At 64.2% G+C, this 18,957-nt stretch carries 18 protein-coding genes; 6 read left to right on the forward strand and 12 right to left on the reverse strand.

Annotated elements, in window-relative coordinates; all coding sequences use genetic code 11:
• Positions 1 to 435, forward strand: a complete 435-nt coding sequence (locus tag ACSH0F_RS08340) for an MAPEG family protein (protein ID WP_435201719.1) — start codon at positions 1 to 3, stop codon at positions 433 to 435.
• A gap of 89 nt (positions 436 to 524) precedes the next feature.
• Here the strand turns inward: ACSH0F_RS08340 and trxB are convergent, their stop codons facing one another.
• Together trxB and ACSH0F_RS08350 are read right to left on the reverse strand one after the other, a co-directional pair.
• Positions 525 to 1,514, reverse strand: a complete 990-nt coding sequence (trxB, locus tag ACSH0F_RS08345; protein WP_435201721.1) for a thioredoxin-disulfide reductase — start codon at positions 1,512 to 1,514, stop codon at positions 525 to 527.
• Positions 1,515 to 1,578: 64 nt separating this feature from the next.
• Positions 1,579 to 2,358 (reverse strand): tyrosine-protein phosphatase, encoded by a 780-nt coding sequence (locus ACSH0F_RS08350; RefSeq protein WP_435201723.1) that lies wholly within the window; start codon positions 2,356 to 2,358, stop codon positions 1,579 to 1,581.
• Between the two features lie 119 nt (positions 2,359 to 2,477).
• Here ACSH0F_RS08350 and ACSH0F_RS08355 point away from each other — a divergent pair, with 119 nt between their 5' ends.
• Positions 2,478 to 2,927 carry a response regulator gene (locus ACSH0F_RS08355; RefSeq protein WP_435201725.1) on the forward strand — a complete coding sequence of 150 codons (450 nt, stop codon included), beginning with the start codon at positions 2,478 to 2,480 and terminating at the stop codon, positions 2,925 to 2,927.
• A gap of 9 nt (positions 2,928 to 2,936) precedes the next feature.
• Here the strand turns inward: ACSH0F_RS08355 and ACSH0F_RS08360 are convergent, their stop codons facing one another.
• The 10 genes from ACSH0F_RS08360 to ACSH0F_RS08405 form a co-directional block, all read right to left on the reverse strand.
• The gene (locus ACSH0F_RS08360) at positions 2,937 to 4,337 is read right to left on the reverse strand and encodes an alpha,alpha-trehalose-phosphate synthase (UDP-forming) (protein WP_435201727.1); all 1,401 of its coding nucleotides are present in this window, start codon (positions 4,335 to 4,337) and stop codon (positions 2,937 to 2,939) included.
• Positions 4,319 to 6,103, reverse strand: coding sequence for a glycoside hydrolase family 15 protein (locus ACSH0F_RS08365; protein WP_435201729.1), 1,785 nt, complete (start codon positions 6,101 to 6,103; stop codon positions 4,319 to 4,321). Before ACSH0F_RS08365 ends, ACSH0F_RS08360 begins: the two co-directional genes overlap by 19 nt.
• A complete protein-coding gene (otsB, locus tag ACSH0F_RS08370; RefSeq protein WP_435201731.1) occupies positions 6,100 to 6,846 on the reverse strand; it encodes a trehalose-phosphatase in 747 nt (248 codons plus the stop codon). The genes ACSH0F_RS08365 and otsB overlap by 4 nt, the downstream gene beginning before the upstream one ends.
• Positions 6,847 to 6,885: 39 nt before the next feature.
• Positions 6,886 to 7,548 carry a retropepsin-like aspartic protease family protein gene (locus ACSH0F_RS08375; RefSeq protein WP_435201733.1) on the reverse strand — a complete coding sequence of 221 codons (663 nt, stop codon included), beginning with the start codon at positions 7,546 to 7,548 and terminating at the stop codon, positions 6,886 to 6,888.
• Between the two features lie 45 nt (positions 7,549 to 7,593).
• Positions 7,594 to 8,535, reverse strand: a complete 942-nt coding sequence (locus ACSH0F_RS08380; protein ID WP_435201735.1) for an NAD(P)/FAD-dependent oxidoreductase — start codon at positions 8,533 to 8,535, stop codon at positions 7,594 to 7,596.
• Complete coding sequence (gene egtD, locus ACSH0F_RS08385) at positions 8,535 to 9,533, reverse strand: L-histidine N(alpha)-methyltransferase (RefSeq protein ID WP_435201737.1); 999 nt, start codon at positions 9,531 to 9,533, stop codon at positions 8,535 to 8,537. The genes ACSH0F_RS08380 and egtD overlap by 1 nt, the downstream gene beginning before the upstream one ends.
• On the reverse strand, positions 9,533 to 10,783 hold the full coding sequence (gene egtB / locus ACSH0F_RS08390) for an ergothioneine biosynthesis protein EgtB (RefSeq protein ID WP_435201739.1): 1,251 nt from the start codon (positions 10,781 to 10,783) through the stop codon (positions 9,533 to 9,535). Before egtB ends, egtD begins: the two co-directional genes overlap by 1 nt.
• Positions 10,784 to 10,894: 111 nt before the next feature.
• Complete coding sequence (locus ACSH0F_RS08395; RefSeq protein ID WP_435201741.1) at positions 10,895 to 12,001, reverse strand: diguanylate cyclase; 1,107 nt, start codon at positions 11,999 to 12,001, stop codon at positions 10,895 to 10,897.
• Positions 12,002 to 12,095: 94 nt separating this feature from the next.
• Positions 12,096 to 13,469 carry a class II 3-deoxy-7-phosphoheptulonate synthase gene (locus ACSH0F_RS08400; protein ID WP_435201743.1) on the reverse strand — a complete coding sequence of 458 codons (1,374 nt, stop codon included), beginning with the start codon at positions 13,467 to 13,469 and terminating at the stop codon, positions 12,096 to 12,098.
• A gap of 132 nt (positions 13,470 to 13,601) precedes the next feature.
• Positions 13,602 to 16,541, reverse strand: coding sequence for a M16 family metallopeptidase (locus ACSH0F_RS08405; RefSeq protein WP_435201745.1), 2,940 nt, complete (start codon positions 16,539 to 16,541; stop codon positions 13,602 to 13,604).
• Positions 16,542 to 16,638: 97 nt separating this feature from the next.
• On the opposite strand from ACSH0F_RS08405, the gene ACSH0F_RS08410 reads away from it, so the two are divergent.
• The 4 genes from ACSH0F_RS08410 to ACSH0F_RS08425 are packed head-to-tail and all read left to right on the forward strand — an operon-like array spanning position 16,639 to position 18,952.
• Complete coding sequence (locus tag ACSH0F_RS08410; protein ID WP_435201747.1) at positions 16,639 to 17,220, forward strand: NifU family protein; 582 nt, start codon at positions 16,639 to 16,641, stop codon at positions 17,218 to 17,220.
• A 22-nt stretch (positions 17,221 to 17,242) separates the two neighbouring features.
• Entirely contained in the window at positions 17,243 to 17,851 is a 609-nt protein-coding gene (locus ACSH0F_RS08415) for a malonic semialdehyde reductase (RefSeq protein ID WP_435201749.1), read from the forward strand.
• A gap of 37 nt (positions 17,852 to 17,888) precedes the next feature.
• Positions 17,889 to 18,503, forward strand: coding sequence for a tRNA (adenosine(37)-N6)-threonylcarbamoyltransferase complex dimerization subunit type 1 TsaB (tsaB, locus tag ACSH0F_RS08420; protein WP_435201751.1), 615 nt, complete (start codon positions 17,889 to 17,891; stop codon positions 18,501 to 18,503).
• Positions 18,500 to 18,952, forward strand: coding sequence for a GNAT family N-acetyltransferase (locus tag ACSH0F_RS08425; RefSeq protein WP_435201753.1), 453 nt, complete (start codon positions 18,500 to 18,502; stop codon positions 18,950 to 18,952). The genes tsaB and ACSH0F_RS08425 overlap by 4 nt, the downstream gene beginning before the upstream one ends.
• Positions 18,953 to 18,957 lie beyond the last annotated feature (5 nt).

Raw genomic sequence — 18,957 nt, forward strand, 5'->3', positions numbered from 1 at the left:
ATGATCCGATCCGAAATCCTTCAGCCCGTCGTCGTCCTGCTCGCATGGACCATGGTCATGTGGCTGTGGATGTACATCGTGCGCATCCCGGCGATGTCGAAGGCGAACATCGAGCCGAACGATGCGCGCAAGACCGGCGTGCTGGACGAGAAGCTTCCGGCGGAAGTCCAGTGGAAGGCGCACAATCACAACCATCTGCACGAACAGCCGACGGTGTTCTACGCGACGTGTATAATCCTAGCGATGGCCGGCTTCGGCGATGGGATGAACGCGCTGCTGGCGTGGATTTACGTAGGGCTGCGCATCCTGCATTCGCTGGTGCAGGCGACCGCCAATGTGGTGATGGTACGCTTCGTGCTCTACGCGCTGGCAAGCCTCGTGCTGATCGCGCTGATCTTCCACGCGGCGATCTTCGCGTTCGACATTCACATGTAAGCAGGACGTCATCCCAGCGAAAGCTGGGATCGGTTTCGATCCGCCCGGCGCGTGACGGAGAGCGATCCCAGCTTTCGCTGGGACGACGCTTACTCCGCCGCTTCCTTCTCCGCCGCGTGGGCGTGCCCGTCCGCGTCGATCTCGAGATTGGCGAGGAAGCGCTCGGCATCCAGAGCGGCCATGCAGCCCATGCCCGCCGCCGTCACTGCCTGGCGGTAGACGTGGTCGGTCACGTCGCCCGCCGCGAATACGCCGGGCACATCGGTCTTGGGCGATCCCGGCTCGGTCAGCAGATAGCCGCCATCGTCCATTGGCAGCTTGCCCTTGAACAGCTCGGTCGCGGGCGCGTGTCCGATGGCGACGAAAGCGCCGTCGGTCGCGAACTCGCTGGTTTCGCCGGTCTGCGTGTCCCTGAGGTTGAGATGCCCCAGCGCGCCGGACGGACCGGCCTCGAAGCTGTCGACCGTCTTGTTCCACAGCACCGAAATCTTCGGATGGTTGAGCAGCCGCTCCTGCAGTATCTTCTCTGCTCGCAATTCGTCCCGGCGATGGATCAGCGTCACGTCGTCGGAATGGTTGGTGAGGTAGAGCGCCTCCTCGACCGCGGTATTGCCGCCGCCAATCACGGCGACCTTCTTGCCGCGATAGAAGAACCCGTCGCAGGTGGCGCAGGCAGAGACGCCCTTGCCGCCCAGTTCCTGCTCGCCCGGCACGCCCAGCCATTTCGCCTGCGCGCCGGTGCAGATCACCAGCACATCCGCGATATACTCATCGCCGCTGTCGCCCTTGGCCGTGAAGGGAGAGCCTCCCGCCACATCGACACCGACGATCGTGTCCCACATCATCCGCGTGCCGACATGCTCGGCCTGTTTCTGCATCTGCTCCATCAGCCAGGGGCCCTGGATGACATCGGCGAAACCGGGATAGTTCTCGACATCGGTGGTGATGGTCAGCTGGCCGCCGGGTTGCAGGCCCTGCACCACGATCGGTTCCATCATGGCGCGTGCGGCGTAGATGGCGGCGGAATAGCCCGCCGGGCCGGAGCCGATGATGAGCATCTTGGTGCGATGGGTAGCCATGGTGGTATCGTCCGTCAGTCTGGAATTCGTGTTCGCCCGCTATATGGGATGCGGGCGCGAAGAGTCACGCCACGAAGCGCGCGATCAGGCGTTCGCGCATGGCCTCGTCCACACCTAAATGTCCGTCGAGGAAGGCATCTAGCGAGCCGTATTCGGTCTCGACCTCGCTCCACCAGCGTTCGAGATATTCCTCGCGCACGCCGAGCAGCGCCACGACCGCGCCCTCGTCCAATTTGCGGCCGAGCCGTTCCTCGATCCCCGGCACCGACTGGTCGCGCAGCACGGCCAGCGTCGGCGCATCATTGGTGCGCAGGAATTCCGCCATCTGCTTTTCGCGGTCCACGCCGAGCACGTGCAGCACCAGCATGGCGGCAACGCCGGTGCGGTCCTTGCCGGCGAAACAATGGACAAGGCTTGCGCCCTCGCGCTCGTCCAGAGCGCGGAAATAGCGAGAGAACATCTCGATCATCGCCGGATTGCGCGGCATGCGGGTGTAGACCGCAAGCATGCGCTGGCGTGCGAAGTCCTCGGTCGTCGTACTCTGGTCGATGTCCATATGCGGCGGGCTCGAGGTCGTCTCGCCGTCATAGGACAGCACTGCTGCGTCGAAATTGTCGCTGCGGCGGCACGGATTACGCTCACGCTCGCTTTCCCCGCGCAGGTCGACCACCGTGCGGATGCCGAGCGCATCCATCGCGGCGAGGTCGGCATCGCTGGCGCCGACATGCTGGCCGGAGCGCCATAACAGGCCGGTCTTCACCCGACCGCCATCGCCGGTTTCCCACCCGCCGAAGTCGCGGAAATTATGGATGCCGGTGGTCGAAAGGAAGGGATCGCGAATCATGTGCGCCGTGGTGGCAGCCCTCCCCGCACTGCGCAATCTTACGTAGCCCACCGGATAGGCGATCGGCACGGGTGGCGCCTAGATTCCTCGGCACAAACCCCATGCGAGGAGCCGGAAACTTGGCGCATATCCTGATTGCCGACGACGACGAATTGATCGCGGAGATGGCCGCCGATATCCTGATCAAGGCGGGCCACGCTTCCGGCTGGGTGACTGACGGGACCAAGCTGCTCGACCTGCTGCGCTGGCGGCGGCCGGACGTGCTGTTGCTCGATCAGGACGTGCCTGGCCTTACCGGCAAGCAGGTGCTGCGCGAGATTCGCCAGTCGGAGAAGCATTACGATCTGCCGGTGATCATGTTCACCGCGATCCACGGGGCTTATGACGAACAGGCCGCACTCTACGGCGGGGCGCAGGGCTATATCCGCAAGCCGTTCATCGACAAGTTCCTGGTCCGCACGGTGGAACTGGTGCTTGCCTCGCGAGAGGGAAGGCCCAGCCATATGGCACTGGGCGAGGCGCTGGGTTATCAATCGCAGGCCCTGGCCCCTGCTCGCCGGCTGGTCTAGACGAACGGTTCAGCCCAGGTCGCGCAAGAAATCGGCAGTCCACGCCTGTACGTTTTCGTCGCGCACACTTGTGACCATTTTCTCGTAGCGCGCCTTGCGCTCGTCCAGCGGCATATCGAGCGCCTTGCGGATCGCATGCGCGATATCATCAGGGCTGTGAGGATTCACAAGGACTGCATCCTGCAATTGCAGCGCCGCCCCCGCAAAACTCGACAGGATCAGCACCCCGGGATCCTCCGGATCCTGCGCCGCGACATATTCCTTGGCAACCAGATTCATGCCGTCGCGCAAGGGCGTGACTAGGCCGATCTTCGAGGCACGGAAAAAGCCGAACAGTTCTTCGTGGCTATAACCGCGGTTGACGTAGCGGATGGGCACCATGTCCACCTCGCTGCGTGCACCGTTGATCTGGCCGCATTTCTGCTCCAGCGTCTCGCGAATTTCCTGATAGCTTTCCACGTCCTCGCGACTCGGTGGCGCAATCTGGACGAACACGAGATCGCGAATGCGCTCCGGCTCCCGGTCGAAAAAACGCCCGATCCCGTCGATCCGCTCGGGAATGCCCTTGGAGTAGTCCAGCCGGTCGACGCCGATCATGGAGATACGCCGCCGAGTCGAGGCCATCATCCGCTGCTGCGCATTGCGCGCTTCGCCTGTCTCGCCGAGCTTGCTGAAATGATCCCAGTCGATCCCGATGGGATAGGCGCGCGCCAATGTGGTGCGTCCGTCAAGTGTGATGCTGCCGCTGTCCTCGTCCACTTCCGCGCCCAGTTCGATGCGGCAATAGTGCAGGAAGCTGTCGAGCCACTCCCTGGTCTGGAAGCCGACGAGGTCGTAATGCAGCATCGTGCGCACGAGCCGCTCGTGATACGGCAGCGAAACGAACAACCGCGTGGCGGGCCAGGGAATGTGGAGGAAGAAACCGATCCGGTTTTTCAGCCCGCGCGACCGCAGCCGTTCGCCGAGCGGGATCAGGTGGTAATCGTGGACCCAGACGACATCATCGTCCTCGATCAGCGGGGCGGCGAGTTCGGCGAAGCGCTCGTTGACGCGCTCATAGCCCTTGGCCGTCTCGCGCTCGAATTTTGCCAGATCCAGCCGATCGTGGAACAGCGGCCAGAGCGTGGAATTGGCGTAGCCGTTGTAATACTCCTGGATATCGCGCTGCGATAGATCAATGGTCGCCGTCGTGACACCGTCGTTGGTTTGCGTATCGATATTGCCGGTGCGCCCGCTCTCGCTTTCCTCGCCCGACCAGCCGAACCAGAGGCCCTCGCGATCCTTCAACGCTGCGTGCAAGGCCCCGGCGAGCCCTCCTTGCGCCCCTGCTGCGCCGCGCGCCTTGGGTACGGCTACCCGGTTGGAAATGACGACGAGGCGGGGAGAATCTGTCAGCGGACTTCGCTCCACGGTTTGCTCAACAGGCCGGCGCAATTGATTATGCCTACCAGCGAGTAAGTCTGGGGGAAGTTCCCCCAGAGCTCGCCCGTGTCATAGTCGAGATCCTCGCTCAGAAGGCCCGATTGGGTCGTATGGCTGAGCATGCTTTCGAAGATCTCGCGCGCTTCCTCGCGGCGCCCGACCAGCCCCAATGCTTCGATCAGCCAGAAGGTGCAGACATTGAAGGCCGTCTCGGGCGCGCCGAAATCGTCTTCCGCAGCATAGCGAAGCATATGATCGCCGCGGCGCAAGTCCCGCTCGATGGCGGCGAAGGTCTTCAGGAAGCGCTCGTCGTCGGGCTTGAGGAAACGCAGCTCGACCATCTGCAAAAGGCTCGCGTCGAGATAGCCGTTCTCGAAGCTCGCGCCGTAATGCTCGCCATCCTCGCGCCAGGCTTTTTCTTCGATCGTCGCGCGGATTTTCTCGGCGCGCTGCTTCCAGAAGACGACGCGGTCGCCCTTGCCCAGAGTGGCGGCAACATTGGCCAGCCGATCGCACGCGGCCCAGCACATGACGGCAGAGTAAGTGTGCACTTCCTGCCTTGTGCGGAATTCCCACAATCCCGCATCGGGCTTGTCGTGCTTCGCCCAGGCGGCCTCGCCGACTTCCTCGAGGTGCGCGAAGTCGGTCTCGTTTGCCATGCGCAGCAGGCGCTGGTCGAAGAAGGCCTGCGCAGTCGGCATCACGATCTGGCCGTAGCAGTCGTATTGCACCTGCTTGTAGGCCGCATTGCCCACGCGCACCGGCCCCATGCCGCGGTAGCCGGCGAGGTGCTCGGCTTCGAACTCGTCGAGCTCTTCCGCGCCCATCACCGAATAGAGCGGCTGGATCTGTCCGCCGCGCGCCTGGTCGACGATATTGCGCAGGTAGGCGAGGTATTTCTCCAGCACGTCGAGCGCGCCCAGGCGGTTCAGCGCCTGCACCGTGTAATAACTGTCGCGGATCCAGCAGTAGCGGTAGTCCCAGTTGCGCTGGCTGTTGGCCGCTTCGGGGATGGAGGTCGTGAGCGCGGCAACGATCGCGCCAGTCTCCTCGTGCTGGCACAGCTTGAGCGAGATCGCCGCGCGGATCGTCTCTTCCTGCCATTCGAGCGGAATGTGCAGGCCCCGCACCCAATGCTGCCAGTATTTCGCCGTATTGGCTTCCATCCGGCGCACTTCGCTGCGGATATTGCCCACGAAGGGTTCGTCCGGGCCGAGAAAGAAATGCTGGTCGCTTTCGACCCGATAATGGCGCCCTTCGAGAATGTAGCCAATCGGCGCATCGGTGGACAGGCGCAGGGTCTGCGGCCCGGCAAGATAGCGGATATGGTTCGTGCCGTTGGTGGTAGGGGCAAGTTCCTCACCGTAATTCTTCATTGGTGTAAGCACGACCTTGAGACGCGGCGCACCTGCCACCGGGCGCACGATGCGCGTAAAGGCGACGGGGCGATACTTCCTTCCGGACCTCTCATAGCGCGGAGCGAAGTCGCTGATCTCTACCGCGCTACCGTCTTCCGCCTCGAGCCGGGTCTTCAGGATCGCACTATTGCGCTCGTAATGCTGGCTGGCGCTGACCTGCCCTTCGAGCTCGAAGCGCCAGGTGCCGCGGTCTTTCTCGTCGCCATTAAGCAGCGAGCAGAACACCGGATCGCCATCGACCCGCGGAACGCAGCCCCAGACGAAACCGCCCTCCTCGTCCACCAGCGCGCTGACCTGGCAATTGCCGATCGGGGCAAGTTCGAGATTTGCGGTCATTCCAGCTCCAGCCAATTGTGCACTGCGGTAACGCTTTCGAGGCGATAGCGTGCCTTGCCGCTGATGCGGTCGCCCACCGCCACCCCGAAGCCGCCGAATTCGATTGCACCGGCAAAGCCATCCTCGTCGGTCACGTCATCGCCGATGAAGACCGGGGTGGCTCCGTTGAAGGGTTCGATCGCCATGAACGCCTCGACTGCCGCCTCTTTCGTCGCGCCATGGCGAACGATTTCGGCGACTCCCTTGCCGCTGGTGACGCAAAGCTCGCGCCCTTCGGCAAAGTCGCGCGCGAAGGCGAGCGTCGCCTCGCGTTTCTCGGGTGACCTGCGGAAATGCAGCGCGCCACCGTGGGACTTCGTCTCGTAATAGAGATCGTGCTTTTCGGCATAGGCGCGCAGTTCGGCAACGGCGTCGTCGGGCAGGCCTTCGGGTGCTTCGCCCAAGCGCGAGCCGTCATGCAGGAGCCGCGAAGCACCGTGCGATCCCGCGCGGCACAACTCGCATGGACCAAGATGCGTTTCGAGATCGTCCAGCGCGCGGCCGCTGACCAGCGCGAGCCGGCCATCCAGCCGGTCACGCAAATTGCGCAACAGGTCCGCAAGTCCCTTGGGCACGTCGATGTCGCCCGGGCTGGGCGCGATTTCCACCAGCGTGCCGTCGAAATCGAGGAACAGGGCGAGCGGGTTCTCGGCCATGAGCTCGGCCAGGGGTGGCGGTGGGGGAAGTGTGTCGGGGCTGACCATCGGCGCGGGTCTAGCGGCTCGCGGCCCAAGGTAAAGCCCCTACTCGGAGATAGCGTCTTCCGCCTTCGGCACGAGGATCAACGTGTCGTCCTTTACCCGCCACTCATCCAGCCGGGCGAGCACATTCATACCGATCACGTTGAAGTCGCCGAAGCTTTCGGCAACCGCGGCATCGGTCCCGCTAGCGCGGATATTGCCGAGTTCGAGGCTATCGATGGTTGTCACATGCGCCTGCACCGTGCCGTTCGCCGTGCCGAGCAAGATGGGAATTCCGCCCCGGCGCGGTTCCAGCCCGGCCCTTTCGGCCAGCGGCGCGGAGATCGCAGTCAGCGTGGCGCCGGTGTCGACCATAAAATTGCCCTCGACTCCGTTCACGCTCGCACGGACCCAGTAGTGGCCATCGGGCGAGAGCGGGATGCGGGTTTCGCCGCCGCTGACGACTTGCTCGGGCAAGCCGATCTGCGGAACCGCCACATCGAACCGCGGGTCGAAGCGCGACAATTGCAGCACGACGGTCAGCAGGATCATGCCAAGCGCCAACGAGCTCGCTGTCCGGATCACCCCGCCGAACGCGGACCGCCGGGCCACCATCGCCCCGATCCAGCCGAGCACCATCGCGGCGACTGCCGCCAGCAGCAGTTCGGAGCGCGGAATGGCGCGCAAGGCATCGGCGATGGCGGAAAAGGTGGAAGCAAGGTCCATGCAGCCAATATAGAGCGCCGAGCCTGCTTTCCAATGAACGGAGGGTCAGGCGAGGATAGCTCGGGCCAGTCTAGTGCCCGAAAGCCACGCGGCTTCGACACGCGGAACGATCAGCCAGTCGCCCGCTACGCCAAGCCGGGCCTCCGCATTCCACAGCGCGTCCGGCCCATCGACCGGCTCCGCCATGGCAAACCGCCAGCGGTGCGCGGCCATGTGCAGCGGTGCCTGCGGCATCACTTCCGCCTGATGCAGAAACGCGTCGAGAAGCTGGCCTGCAACGCTATCGGCCTCTTCCTTGAGATGCGTGAGGGACCAGTCGGGCGAGCCGTGGACCACCCAACTTTCCGAGCCGTCTCGACCCGGCTTGGCTCCGTTGCGCGCAGCCCAGGAGACCGTGTCGCCCTCCCCGCCCCGCAGGACGTCGCCGCACTCCAACCGTTCGGGGAACTGTGCCATCAAGGCCCAGCACGGACGGGATTGCGTACGACGGGCGCGGTCAGCGAACTCTGCATGAGTATTGGCAAGAAGCTCTGCCGCCTGCTCTGCAGGGATGCCGAGGACGACGCTTTCGAACTCGTGAATCTCGTCATCGACATTCAAGCGCCAGCCCTGCCCACTTTTGACGATGTCGGTAACGCGAGCGGCCCACTGAACCTCGAGCGGCTCGGCCAGGGCCTTGATGGGCGCGTTCATTGCCGGTGTCCCCACCCAAGCGTCTTCACCCGCCGCCGGCCACCGTGCGACCACGCTCTCGCTCTCCCACAGCGCTACCTGTTCCTGAAATCCCGAATCGCGCGCGGTGAAATATTGAGCGCCGTGATCGAAACGCACTGTTTCGCCGCCGATCTCGGCACGGCGCGTCGCCATACGCCCGTCCGGCCCACGCCCCTTGTCGAAGAGGGTCACCTGCCGTCCGTCGCGTGCGAGCTGCGTAGCGCAGGCCAGCCCGGCCATGCCCGCGCCGACGATGGCAATTTCACGCGGCATCAGGGCGCGTCGCGCTGCTCTGTGGCTTGGGCAAGGATCAACGAGAAGCGGTCGTCCTCGTCGGTCCAGCGCTTCAGCGGCGTCCACCCGCCAGCCAGCAACAGGGTATTGGCACTGCGCCGGGTGAACTTGTGGCTGTTCTCGGTGTGGATCGTATCGCCTTTCGCCATCGAGAAACGCTTGCCGGAAACCTCGAAATCGACCGGCTCGGTAGCGAGAAGATGCATTTCGATCCGCGCGAAATCGTCGTTCCATATGGCCCGATGCTCGAATTTCTCCGTCGCGATCGTCCCGCCAAGTTCGCGATTGATGCGGTGCAGTAAGTTGCAGTTGAACTTGGCCGTGACGCCTTCCCCGTCGGCGTAGGCGGCCTCCAGCACCTCGCGATCCTTCACCAGATCCATGCCGATCAGCAGCATCGGCAGTTGCCCCTCGTCCGCGCCCATGGTGGCACGCATCGAGCGCAGCAGGTCGACCGCCGTGCGCGGCACCATGTTGCCTATCGTCGAACCGGGGAAGAAGCCGAGCTTCCTGAGATGCTCGACCTCGTCGGGCAGTTCGACCTTGCGCATGAAATCGGCTTCCACCGGATGCACCGGAAGGCCGGGGAACTTATTCGACAGCGCAACAGCCGATTGGCGCAAAAATTCGCCCGAAATGTCGAGCGGGACGTAGGCTGCCGGATCGACCGCCTCCAGCAACAGCGGCGTCTTGACCGAGCTGCCGGAGCCGAACTCGACCACCGCGCGATCAGGGCCGACAAGCTCGGCAAATTCGATGCCACGGTCGCGCAGGATTTCGGTCTCCGCGCGCGTCGGATAATATTCCGGCTGTTTGGTAATGTCCTCGAACAGCTGCGATCCGCGCTCGTCGTAGAACCAGCGCGCGGGGATCGCCTTCTGGCGCTGGGCGAGGCCTTTCAGCACATCGGCACGGAAGGCCTTGTCGACGCCCGTCTCGTCGCGGTCGACGATGGTGATGCCGGTATCGGCTTTCATCAGATATCCTTTGCCAACCGCACGCCGGTGAACTGCCAGCGCTGGTGCGGGTAGAAGAAATTGCGATAGGAGGCGCGCGAATGGCCGCGGGCCGTGGCGCAGCTGGCGCCCTTGAGGACGAACTGCCCGCTCATGAACTTGCCATTGTATTCGCCTACCGCACCCTCTGCCGGCTGGAACCGCGGATAGGGCAGATAGGCGGAGCGGGTGAACTGCCAGCAATCGCCGAACAGGCTGTCACCGCCGACTGGCAGCGGGGGCGCAGCCTCGTCCAGCTGGTTGCCACCGGCCGGATCATGCGCTGCGGCTTCGCCTTCCTGCCCGCGTGCGATGGCTTCCCATTCGAACTCGGTCGGCAGGCGCTGGCCCGCCCAGCTGGCAAAGGCATCGGCTTCGAAATAGGACAGGTGCGTGACCGGCGCATGCGCGTCGCGCGTTTGCCATCCGCTATGAGTGAAGTGCTCGTCCTCGTGCCAGTAAAGCGGCGCGCGAACCTTGTTGTCATTCACCCATGCCCAGCCGTCCGACAGCCATAGCGAGGCGGTCTCGTACCCGCCGTCGGCGATGAACTCGGCCCATTCGCCATTGGTCACCAATCGCGAAGAGAGCGCAAAGGGTTCCAGCAATACGCGGTGCGCAGGGCCTTCGTTGTCGAACGCGAAGCCTGCTTCCTGATGGCCGATCCGCGCGATCCCGCCAGGGTGCGAATGCCAGTCGTCAACCTGTGCTTGCGCGGCAGCAGCTTTCTCGTCCCACATCGCCGGGCCGAGCGGGTTCTGGAACAGCGCATGCTTGATGTCGGTGAGTAGCAGTTCCTGATGCTGTTGTTCGTGCGACAGGCCGAGCTCGATCAGCGGTGCGAGCTCCTCGCGCTCGAACAGCGGTTCCATCGCGGCATCGACATGGGCGCGCCAGTCGAGGATGTCGGCGACGGTCGGGCGCGACAGCATGCCGCGGGAAAATCGCGCAATCCGCTCGCCCTCCGCCTCGTAATAGGAGTTGAACACGAAGGGCCAGCGCTCGTCATAGAGCCTGTAGCCATCGAGGTGGTCGCGCAAGAGGAAGGTTTCCCAGAACCACGTCACATGGGCGAGATGCCATTTCGCGGGCGAAGCGTCTTCCATCGACTGCAGCGTGGCATCCGCTTCGCACAGCGGTGCGGCAAGCGCTTCGGTGAGGGCGCGCACTGCGGCAAAGCGCGTGGCAAGCGGCGCATCGGTGCGGACGGGTACTGGAATCGGGCGTGACATTGGTGCGCCCCCTGATTGCGACGGACGTCAGAAGCGACGACCAGCGCCATACATGGCGCAATCCGTTGGCAGTTTAAAGACTTAGGTTGGCAGTGCCGCGCTGATCCGACGTCACGCCGCCAACCGCACCTGGTTTCGGCCTCCGCGCTTCGCTGCGTAGAGTGCCTCGTCCGCGCGGGCGAAGAGGGTCAGGCTGGTATCGCGCGGCCCCAAAGCCGCGTGCCCGACACTTACTGTGACGGAAGGCGCGTCCGCCATTCGCGTGCCGTGATCGATCGCCAGCCGCAGCCTTTCGGCCGCAGCGGACGCGGCGCGCCCATCGGCGCCCGGCAGGATCATCAGGAACTCCTCGCCCCCGACGCGCGCCGCGAATTGTCCGTCGCGCTTCTGCCGCCGGATGATCGAGCCGATCTCCGCCAGTACCAGATCGCCTTGGGTATGCCCGTGGGTGTCATTGACGGCCTTGAAATGGTCGACATCGAATACGAGCAGCGCCAGCGGATCGCCGCTCTGCCGTGCGCACATGATCTCGCGGTCCAGCGCCTGCATTGCGCTGCGGCGATTGGCGAGCCCTGTCAGCGCGTCGGTATTGGCCAATTGCCGCGCCTCATCCGCCTCGCGCACGGCAGCCGCGCGCTCCTGTTCGATGCGGGCAACCTGCGAATATTCTTCGGTCACGTCGCGCACGACCATCAGCACCTGTTCGCACACCCCCTCGAGCGAGAACAAGTTGCGCGCTCGGGCGCGGAGCAACCGCGTGCCCAGCTGCGGATTTTCGATCTCGAATTCCACGGCGTAGGTCTCGCGATCCCGTGCATGGCCGGCGAGGATGACCTGCATCTGCTGCAAGCCCTGGGGCATCAGTTCCTGCAGGCACTTGGCTTCGGGCGCGGTCATCGGCGGCAATCCGGCGATGCGACATACTTCCCGCGACCAGCGATGGCGGCCGGTGGCAGGATCGAAACTCCACCGCCCGATCCCGGCGAGTTCGTCTGCCAGGCTGGCGTGGAGCGGCTGCAGGGGACGTGGTGGGCAGAGCGCTGGGGCGGAATTGCGCTTGGCGTGCCGGTGGATCAATGCGCCAAGCACTACGAGCGCTGTGAGCATCGACCACAATGGGGCACCGGCATCACCCGCAGCCGCGAGCGTCAACAAGGTTGCGCAAACCAGCAGCCATGCTGTCGCCAGCAATGCAGTATCGACCCGGCTCGTCGGCATCGGCGCACGATCTCCTTTCGCAGCGCCGGGAGTAGGCGAGCGTCGGGAAATGCGGCGCAAACCGCAGCTACGGGATAATGCCTAACGCAGTCGCTCAGGCGGCGTCGGCGCGGCGGACGGCGTGCTCCTCGTTGAGCATTTCGGCAATCAGGAAGGCCAGCTCCAGCGATTGCGCCGCATTTAGGCGGGGATCGCAATGCGTGTGATAGCGATCCTTAAGCGCTTCGTCGGTGATCGCCACCGCACCACCGACGCATTCGGTCACGTCCTGCCCGGTCATCTCGATATGGATGCCGCCGGGGTGCGTGCCTTCGTCGCGGTGGACGGCGAAGAAGCCCTTCACTTCGGTAAGGATGCGGTCGAAGGGCCGCGTTTTGTAGCCGCTTTCCGATTTCACGACATTGCCGTGCATCGGGTCGCAGCTCCATACGACCGAGTGGCCTTCCGCCTTCACCGCGCGCACCAGACGCGGAAGACCGTCTTCCACCTTGTCGTGGCCGAAGCGACTTATCAGTGTGATGCGCCCCGGCTCGCGCGCCGGATTGAGCGTGTCGAGCAGATGCAGCAGATCGCTCGTTTCCAGGCTCGGCCCGCATTTCATGCCCAGCGGATTGCCGATTCCGCGCGCGAATTCGATATGCGCGCTGTCGCGAAAGCGCGTGCGGTCGCCGATCCAAACCATATGCGCGCTGGTATCGTACCAGTCGCCGGTCAGACTGTCGCGGCGGGTCAGCGCCTGCTCGTAGGGAAGCAGCAGCGCCTCGTGACTGGTATAGAAGCTGGTGCCGCGCAATTGCGGCAGAGTTTCGGGCGTGATGCCGCAAGCTTCCATGAAATCGAGCGCCTCGCCGATGCGGTCGGCGACGTCTTTGAACTTGTCCGCCCAAGGGCTGCGGCCCATGAATTCGAGCGTCCACTGGTGGACCTGACGCAGGTTCGCATAACCACCACCGGCGAAGGCGCGCAGCAGGTTAAGCGTGGCAGCCGCCTGCGAATAGGCGCGCACCATGCGCTGCGGATCGTTGGTTCGGCTGGCTTCGTCGAAATCGATGCCGTTGATGTTGTCGCCGAAATAGCTCGGCAGAGTGATGCCATCCTGTGTTTCGGTATTCGAGCTGCGCGGCTTGGCGAACTGACCGGCCATGCGCCCGACCTTCACAACCGGCTTCTTGCTGGCGAAGGTCATGACGACCGCCATCTGCAGCAGCACGCGGAAGGTGTCGCGGATATTGTTCGGGTGGAATTCGGCGAAGCTTTCGGCGCAGTCGCCGCCCTGCAAGAGGAACGCCTTGCCCTCGGCCACCTCGGCGAGATCGGCCTTGAGCGCCCGCGCCTCGCCCGCGAAGACGAGCGGGGGATGCGTTTCGAGCGCTGTGGTCGCAGCATTGAGCGCTGTGGCATCGAGATATTCGGGCAGGTGCCGTGCCTCGAAACCCTTCCAGCTATCCGGTGCCCATTTCGTCGCCATCGATAATTCCAATTGCGGCGCGGAATTGCGCCAATTCTATCCGCTTATCGCAGACGAACGGGCCTCATGCCGCAAGCAGCTTTTGCTTGGCCAGCCCAAAAACCCGATTGCTGTGACCGGAGAGCTTTCCGCCTAGCGGCCAGCCTCGGCGGGCGCGGTCGTAACGCGCGTAGCCAATTCCTGTCCTTCGGGGATCACCGCCATGCGCCAACCGCGCGTGTCGCCGAAATACTTCTGCGCCAGCGCCTGCATCCGCTCCGGCGTGGTCTGCGTGAGGTCGTTCAGCAGCGAGCGCAGCAGGCCGATGCGGGCCGGATCCTGCGTCGATCCTTCCAGCTGGAACAGCCAGAACAGGTTCCCGGTCGACACGCGGTTCACATATTGCAGCAGCGGCTCGGTCACGCGCTGGAGCTCGTCCGCGCTCGGCGGCGTGGTGGCGAGATCCCGGCCGATTGTGTCCGCAGCGGCGAAGAAAGCGGGCACGTCCTCGGGCCGAAGCTGGGCGAAGGCGGTGATCCGCCCCCCGCTAGCGACATCGGTCGGCCATTGGCTGTTGATCACCGGCGCATAGCTTGCTCCGGCCCGCTCGCGCATCGCATCCATCAGGCGGTTGTTGAAGACTTGGGTGAGGATTTCGAGCTGGCGCGATTCAGGCAGGCCGTCGACTCCTGCTCCGCTCGGCCAAGCGATGACGGCAGCAGCCTGATTGGCATCGCCATTGTGATAGCGCACCACGGTTTCGCCCGGTTCGGGGAAGCCGAAGCCTTCGTTCGCGACATCGGCGGCAAGCTCGCCGCGCTGGTCGAGCGCACCGAAGGTACGCGTCAGCGCCGCGATCCCCTCGGCCTTGTCGAAATCGCCGAAGACCAGCACTTCGATCGGGCCGTTCTTGAGCAGCGGCTCCCACACTTCGCGGAAGCCTTCCGGCGTCGTTTCCGCAATCGCGGCGAGATCGGCCACTTCGAAACGCCCGTCCTTGTCGCGCAGGAGGTATTCCAGATCGCGATTGATCACGCCCGCCGGGTTGGCGGCATAGCTCTCATACGCCAGCCGCGCCGCAGCCTTGGCGCGCTCGACCGGCGCTGCGTCCCAGCGCGGCATCGCGAATTTGGCAGCGAAGAGATAGAGTTGGTCGGCCAGATCCTGCTTGCGGGTCTGCGCGAACAGGGTGAAGGCCCCGTCGGTGATGTCGAAGTCGAAGCCCATGCGGCGTCCGGTCGAAATCCGGTCGAGCTCTTCCTGTCCCAGTTCGCCCACTCCGGAGCCGACGAGCGCCATGCGGCCGAGCATCGCGTAAGCGGCCTCGTCCTCGGCAATTGCGCGCCAGCCGCCGCCGAAGCGTACCTTGACCGCGACGCGGCCCGGTTCTGCATCGTTGGCCCAAAGGATCGCCTTCACACCATTGGCGAAGTCGACCCGTTCGATATCGAGCACGCCTAGCGGACCCTGCTGGGCGATGGTGCCCGGCTCGCCGATGGCCGGCAGGTCCTCGAAGGATATATCCTGCGCCGCGATCCGAGCATCCGATGCTGCCTCGACCGGCGCAAGCATGGCGGTGCGGATTTCCGCATCGCTCCCCTCGCCTGTTTCCGGCGTCACATAAGCCGCGCGGATGACCGGGCCGGCAAACAGCTTGCGGGTCTGTTCGAGCATCTGCTCCGGCGTGACCTTCTCGCGCATCGAGTTGAACACCGTCAGCACCGTTTCCGGTGCGGCCACGGTCTCCCGGATATCGACGGCATTGACGATATCGTCCGCCAGCCGTGCACCCGCCATGACGCGGCGCTGCTCGACCGAGCTGGCGAAAATGGACTCGAACTCCGCCAGTTCGCGATCGATCTCTTCCTGCGTCGGCGGATTGGCCAGCGCATCGGCGATCACGCCCCGCACGTCGGCCAGCGCCGCTTCCCAATCCTCGGAGAGCGGGGCAAAAGATACGAACGTCGCATCGGTGGAGCGGCTGACATCGTCCTGTGCGACCTGCGCATAAAGATAGCTGCCGCCCGCACGCGCCCGCGCTTCCAGCCGCCGATTGATCAGCGCCTGCGCCAGGCTGTCGCGCAGCAGGCCCTCGTTATAGACGATCGTGTCGTTCACTGGACGCCAAGGGCGCATGACGGCATAAGTGAAGCTGCGCTGCAGCCCGGGCGCGACGATGCCTGCGACTTCGCCCACCGGATTGGCGGGATCGGCACCGGGAGGTGCGACGGGATCGCCGAAATCGGGGGCGGGAGTCAGCGTGCCCTCGCCCTGCCAGTCGCCGAACCATTTCTCGACTTCGGCGGCAAGTTGCATCGGATCGAGATCGCCGACCGCGACGATCACGGTGTTCTCGGGGCGATACCAACGCTCGTAAAACGCACTGACCGAAGCGCCGGTCGCGCCGTTCAGTGTGGCCTCGGTGCCGATCGGCAGGCGATTGGCTAGCTTCTGCCCGGCGAACAGCGTCTCGCGCGTCTGTTCGGCAGCACGCTGCTGCGGGCCGCCCCGCTCGCGCTTCTCGGCGAGCACGATAGGCACTTCGGCCTGCACATTGGCGTCGCTCAGCACCGGCGCGCGGACCATGCCGGAGAGGATCTTCATGCTCTCCGCCAGCTTTGCTTCATTCACATTCGGCAAGTCAAGCTTGTAAACGGTATGCGTCGGACTGGTTTCGGCATTGGTATCGCTGCCGAAGGTCGCACCGAGCCGCTGCCAGGTCGGGATCGCCATCGCAGGGCCGAGATATTGGCTCTCGCGGAACAGAAGATGCTCGAGCAAGTGGGCGTATCCCTGCTCGCTATCTTCCTCATGCAGCGAACCGGCATCGATCCGCACACGGATCGAGACCTGGTCGGGCGGGACACCATTCTTGCGCACGGCATAGCGCAGGCCATTGGGCAGCTCCCCGAAGGTCCATTCCTCGTCGCGCGGAACGTCGCTGCCCTCGTAAATCCACGGGGTGTCGCCCTCTTCCGTCAGATACTGCGGTGTCGGCGGGGCCGGGTCCTGCGCCACCGCAAGCTGCGGTGCCAGCAGGGCAAAAGGGAGGACAAGCGCGAGACGCCGGACGGCGCGCGGAAGAATAGCCATGGCGGGGATATAGGGAGCCTTGGTGTGAAGGGACAGTGAACATCGGCAAAAAGCATTGTTGCTTGTGACCGGTTCCCGCCATCCCTAAATAGCTTCCATGTTCATCGAAACCGAAACCACGCCCAATCCCTCCAGCCTCAAGTTCCTGCCCGGCAAGACGGTGATGGGATCAGGCACCCGCGAATTCGCCACGCCAGAAGCGGCGGAGGCAAGCCCGCTGGCCCAGGCGATCTTCGATCTCGGCGATGTCACCAACGTGTTCTTCGGCGGCGATTTCATCACCGTCACCGCCGCACCCGGCGTCAGCTGGACCGACTTGAAGCCGCAAGTCGTCGCCATCCTGCTCGACCATTTCGTTTCCGAAGCGCCGCTGTTCGTGCCCGGCAGCGCGGGTGGCATCAGTGTGCCGGCGGAAGACGAAAGCATGCTGGTCGAGGAGCGCGACGAAGATTCCGACATTATTGCTCAGATCAATGAATTGCTGGAAACCCGCGTGCGCCCCGCGGTCGCAGGCGACGGGGGCGATATCCAATATCGCGGCTATCGCGACGGGATCGTGCATTTGCAGATGCAGGGAGCCTGTTCTGGCTGCCCCTCCTCCACCGCCACGCTGAAGCATGGCATCGAAGGGCTGCTGAAACATTATGTCCCGGAGGTCGTTGAAGTCCGCGCAGCCTGACCGGCCAAGACAAGAGGACTTCATGACCAAGCAATTCCACGACCACACGCTTTCCGCCGATGCGCTCGACCAGATTTTCCGCGAGGCGCGCAGCTATAACGGCTGGCTCGACAAGCCGGTGAGCGAAGAGCAGATCCAGGCGGTCTACGAATTGCTGAAAATGGGTCCGACCTCGGCCAATATGCAGCCGGGCCGGTTCGTCTGGTGCGTGTCGCAGGAATCGCGCGACAAGCTCGCCGAATGCGCCAGCGAGGGTAACCAGGAAAAGATCAAGACCGCGCCGGTCGTCGTCGTCATCGGGTACGACATCGACTTTCACGAGGAACTGCCCTGGCTGTTTCCGCATACCGACGCGAAGAGCTGGTTCGAAGGCGACGAGGACGGCCGGATCGAAGGCGCAAAGCGCAACTCCGCGCTACAGGGCGCATACCTGATGATAGCCGCCCGCGCGCAGGGGCTCGATTGCGGACCAATGTCGGGCGTGGACCTCGACAAAGTGACCGAGGCTTTCTTCGCCGACAGCCCGCGCCACAAGGCGGATTGGATCTGCGCCATCGGCTATGGCGACGAAACGACGATCTTCGGCCGCAGCCCGCGTCCCGATTTCGAGAAGTTCAACCGCATCGCCTGACTTGAAGCGTAGCCGCGCCTGAGGCAGGGCGGCGGGGATGCGTATTCTCGCGATAGAAACGGCGACCGAAGCCTGCTCGGTGGCGCTTTTCGATGACACAAAGCTCGTCGACGCGCGGCACGAGGTTCTGGGGCGCGGCCATGCCGAACGGTTGGTGCCGATGATCGCCGAATTGCCCGAGAAGGGCCGTGCGGATCGCATCCTCGTCTCGCTCGGCCCGGGCAGCTTTACCGGCGTGCGGATCGGGCTTGCGGTGGCGCGAGCGCTCGGTATCGCCTGGGGAGCCGAGGTGCTCGGCTACCCGACGCTTGAGCTGGTCCGCGTGCGCAGCTGGCAACCAGATCCCCGCGCGGTCACCGTCTGCATGAACGGGGGCCATGGCGAATGGTTCATCCAGAACTTCGCCGCAGATGGGCCTGCCGAAGACGAGGTCCGATCGCTCGCGCCTGTCGCGGCCGCGGAGGCGGCTCGCTACCGCTTCCTGGCCGGCAATCGTGCCAAGGAACTGGCGGCGTTGCTAAAAGAGGATGCGCTTGTGCTGGAGCTGACACCGGATGCCCGCGCGGCATACCTGCTCCACGAAAGCCGCCTCACCTCCGATCTCGCGCCCCTCTACGGTCGGAGGCCGGACGCGAAGCTTCCGGGTAAATGAACGAAATCGGCAAGTTGATGGCAGTCATGGATGCTGCCTTCGACCCGCATTGGCGCGAAGCGTGGACGCGGGCGCAGGTCGAGGGGTCGCTCGCCCTACCCCATACTTATGCCTTGTTGTGCAACGCCCGCGGCGACGCTGTCGGCCCAGACGAGGAAGCCGCCGGATTCGTTCTCGCCCGCCGCGCTCCGGGGGAGGAAGAATTGCTATTGGTTGCAGTCCACCCCGACCATCGCGGCAAAGGCCTCGGCCGCCAATTACTCGAACAATTCTTCGAGAGTGCCCGCAATGGCGGCGCGGAGCAGGTATTTCTGGAAATGCGAGCCAATAACCCGGCCGAGCAGCTCTATCGCGCAGTCGGGCTCGAACCGATCGGTCGGCGGCCTGCCTATTACCGCACTCTCGATGGCGAGACCCTGGACGCCATCACCTTCGGTCGAAAGTTGTAAATACA

Source organism: Qipengyuania sp. 902, from assembly GCF_051195295.1.
Classification (GTDB): domain Bacteria; phylum Pseudomonadota; class Alphaproteobacteria; order Sphingomonadales; family Sphingomonadaceae; genus Qipengyuania.

Bases quoted from the DNA above. Each gene is read 5' to 3' on its own strand.
- ACSH0F_RS08425 (WP_435201753.1), top strand. From the start codon at position 18,500: ATGAACGAAATCGGCAAGTTGATGGCAGTCATGGATGCTGCCTTCGAC.
- ACSH0F_RS08410 (WP_435201747.1), top strand. From the start codon at position 16,639: ATGTTCATCGAAACCGAAACCACGCCCAATCCCTCCAGCCTCAAGTTC.
- otsB (WP_435201731.1), bottom strand. From the start codon at position 6,846: ATGGTCAGCCCCGACACACTTCCCCCACCGCCACCCCTGGCCGAGCTC.
- ACSH0F_RS08400 (WP_435201743.1), bottom strand. From the start codon at position 13,469: ATGGCGACGAAATGGGCACCGGATAGCTGGAAGGGTTTCGAGGCACGG.
- ACSH0F_RS08380 (WP_435201735.1), bottom strand. From the start codon at position 8,535: ATGCCGCGTGAAATTGCCATCGTCGGCGCGGGCATGGCCGGGCTGGCC.
- ACSH0F_RS08405 (WP_435201745.1), bottom strand. From the start codon at position 16,541: ATGGCTATTCTTCCGCGCGCCGTCCGGCGTCTCGCGCTTGTCCTCCCT.
- ACSH0F_RS08375 (WP_435201733.1), bottom strand. From the start codon at position 7,548: ATGGACCTTGCTTCCACCTTTTCCGCCATCGCCGATGCCTTGCGCGCC.
- tsaB (WP_435201751.1), top strand. From the start codon at position 17,889: ATGCGTATTCTCGCGATAGAAACGGCGACCGAAGCCTGCTCGGTGGCG.
- ACSH0F_RS08340 (WP_435201719.1), top strand. From the start codon at position 1: ATGATCCGATCCGAAATCCTTCAGCCCGTCGTCGTCCTGCTCGCATGG.
- ACSH0F_RS08415 (WP_435201749.1), top strand. From the start codon at position 17,243: ATGACCAAGCAATTCCACGACCACACGCTTTCCGCCGATGCGCTCGAC.
- ACSH0F_RS08350 (WP_435201723.1), bottom strand. From the start codon at position 2,358: ATGATTCGCGATCCCTTCCTTTCGACCACCGGCATCCATAATTTCCGC.
- egtD (WP_435201737.1), bottom strand. From the start codon at position 9,533: ATGAAAGCCGATACCGGCATCACCATCGTCGACCGCGACGAGACGGGC.
- ACSH0F_RS08395 (WP_435201741.1), bottom strand. From the start codon at position 12,001: ATGCCGACGAGCCGGGTCGATACTGCATTGCTGGCGACAGCATGGCTG.
- ACSH0F_RS08365 (WP_435201729.1), bottom strand. From the start codon at position 6,103: ATGACCGCAAATCTCGAACTTGCCCCGATCGGCAATTGCCAGGTCAGC.
- egtB (WP_435201739.1), bottom strand. From the start codon at position 10,783: ATGTCACGCCCGATTCCAGTACCCGTCCGCACCGATGCGCCGCTTGCC.
- trxB (WP_435201721.1), bottom strand. From the start codon at position 1,514: ATGGCTACCCATCGCACCAAGATGCTCATCATCGGCTCCGGCCCGGCG.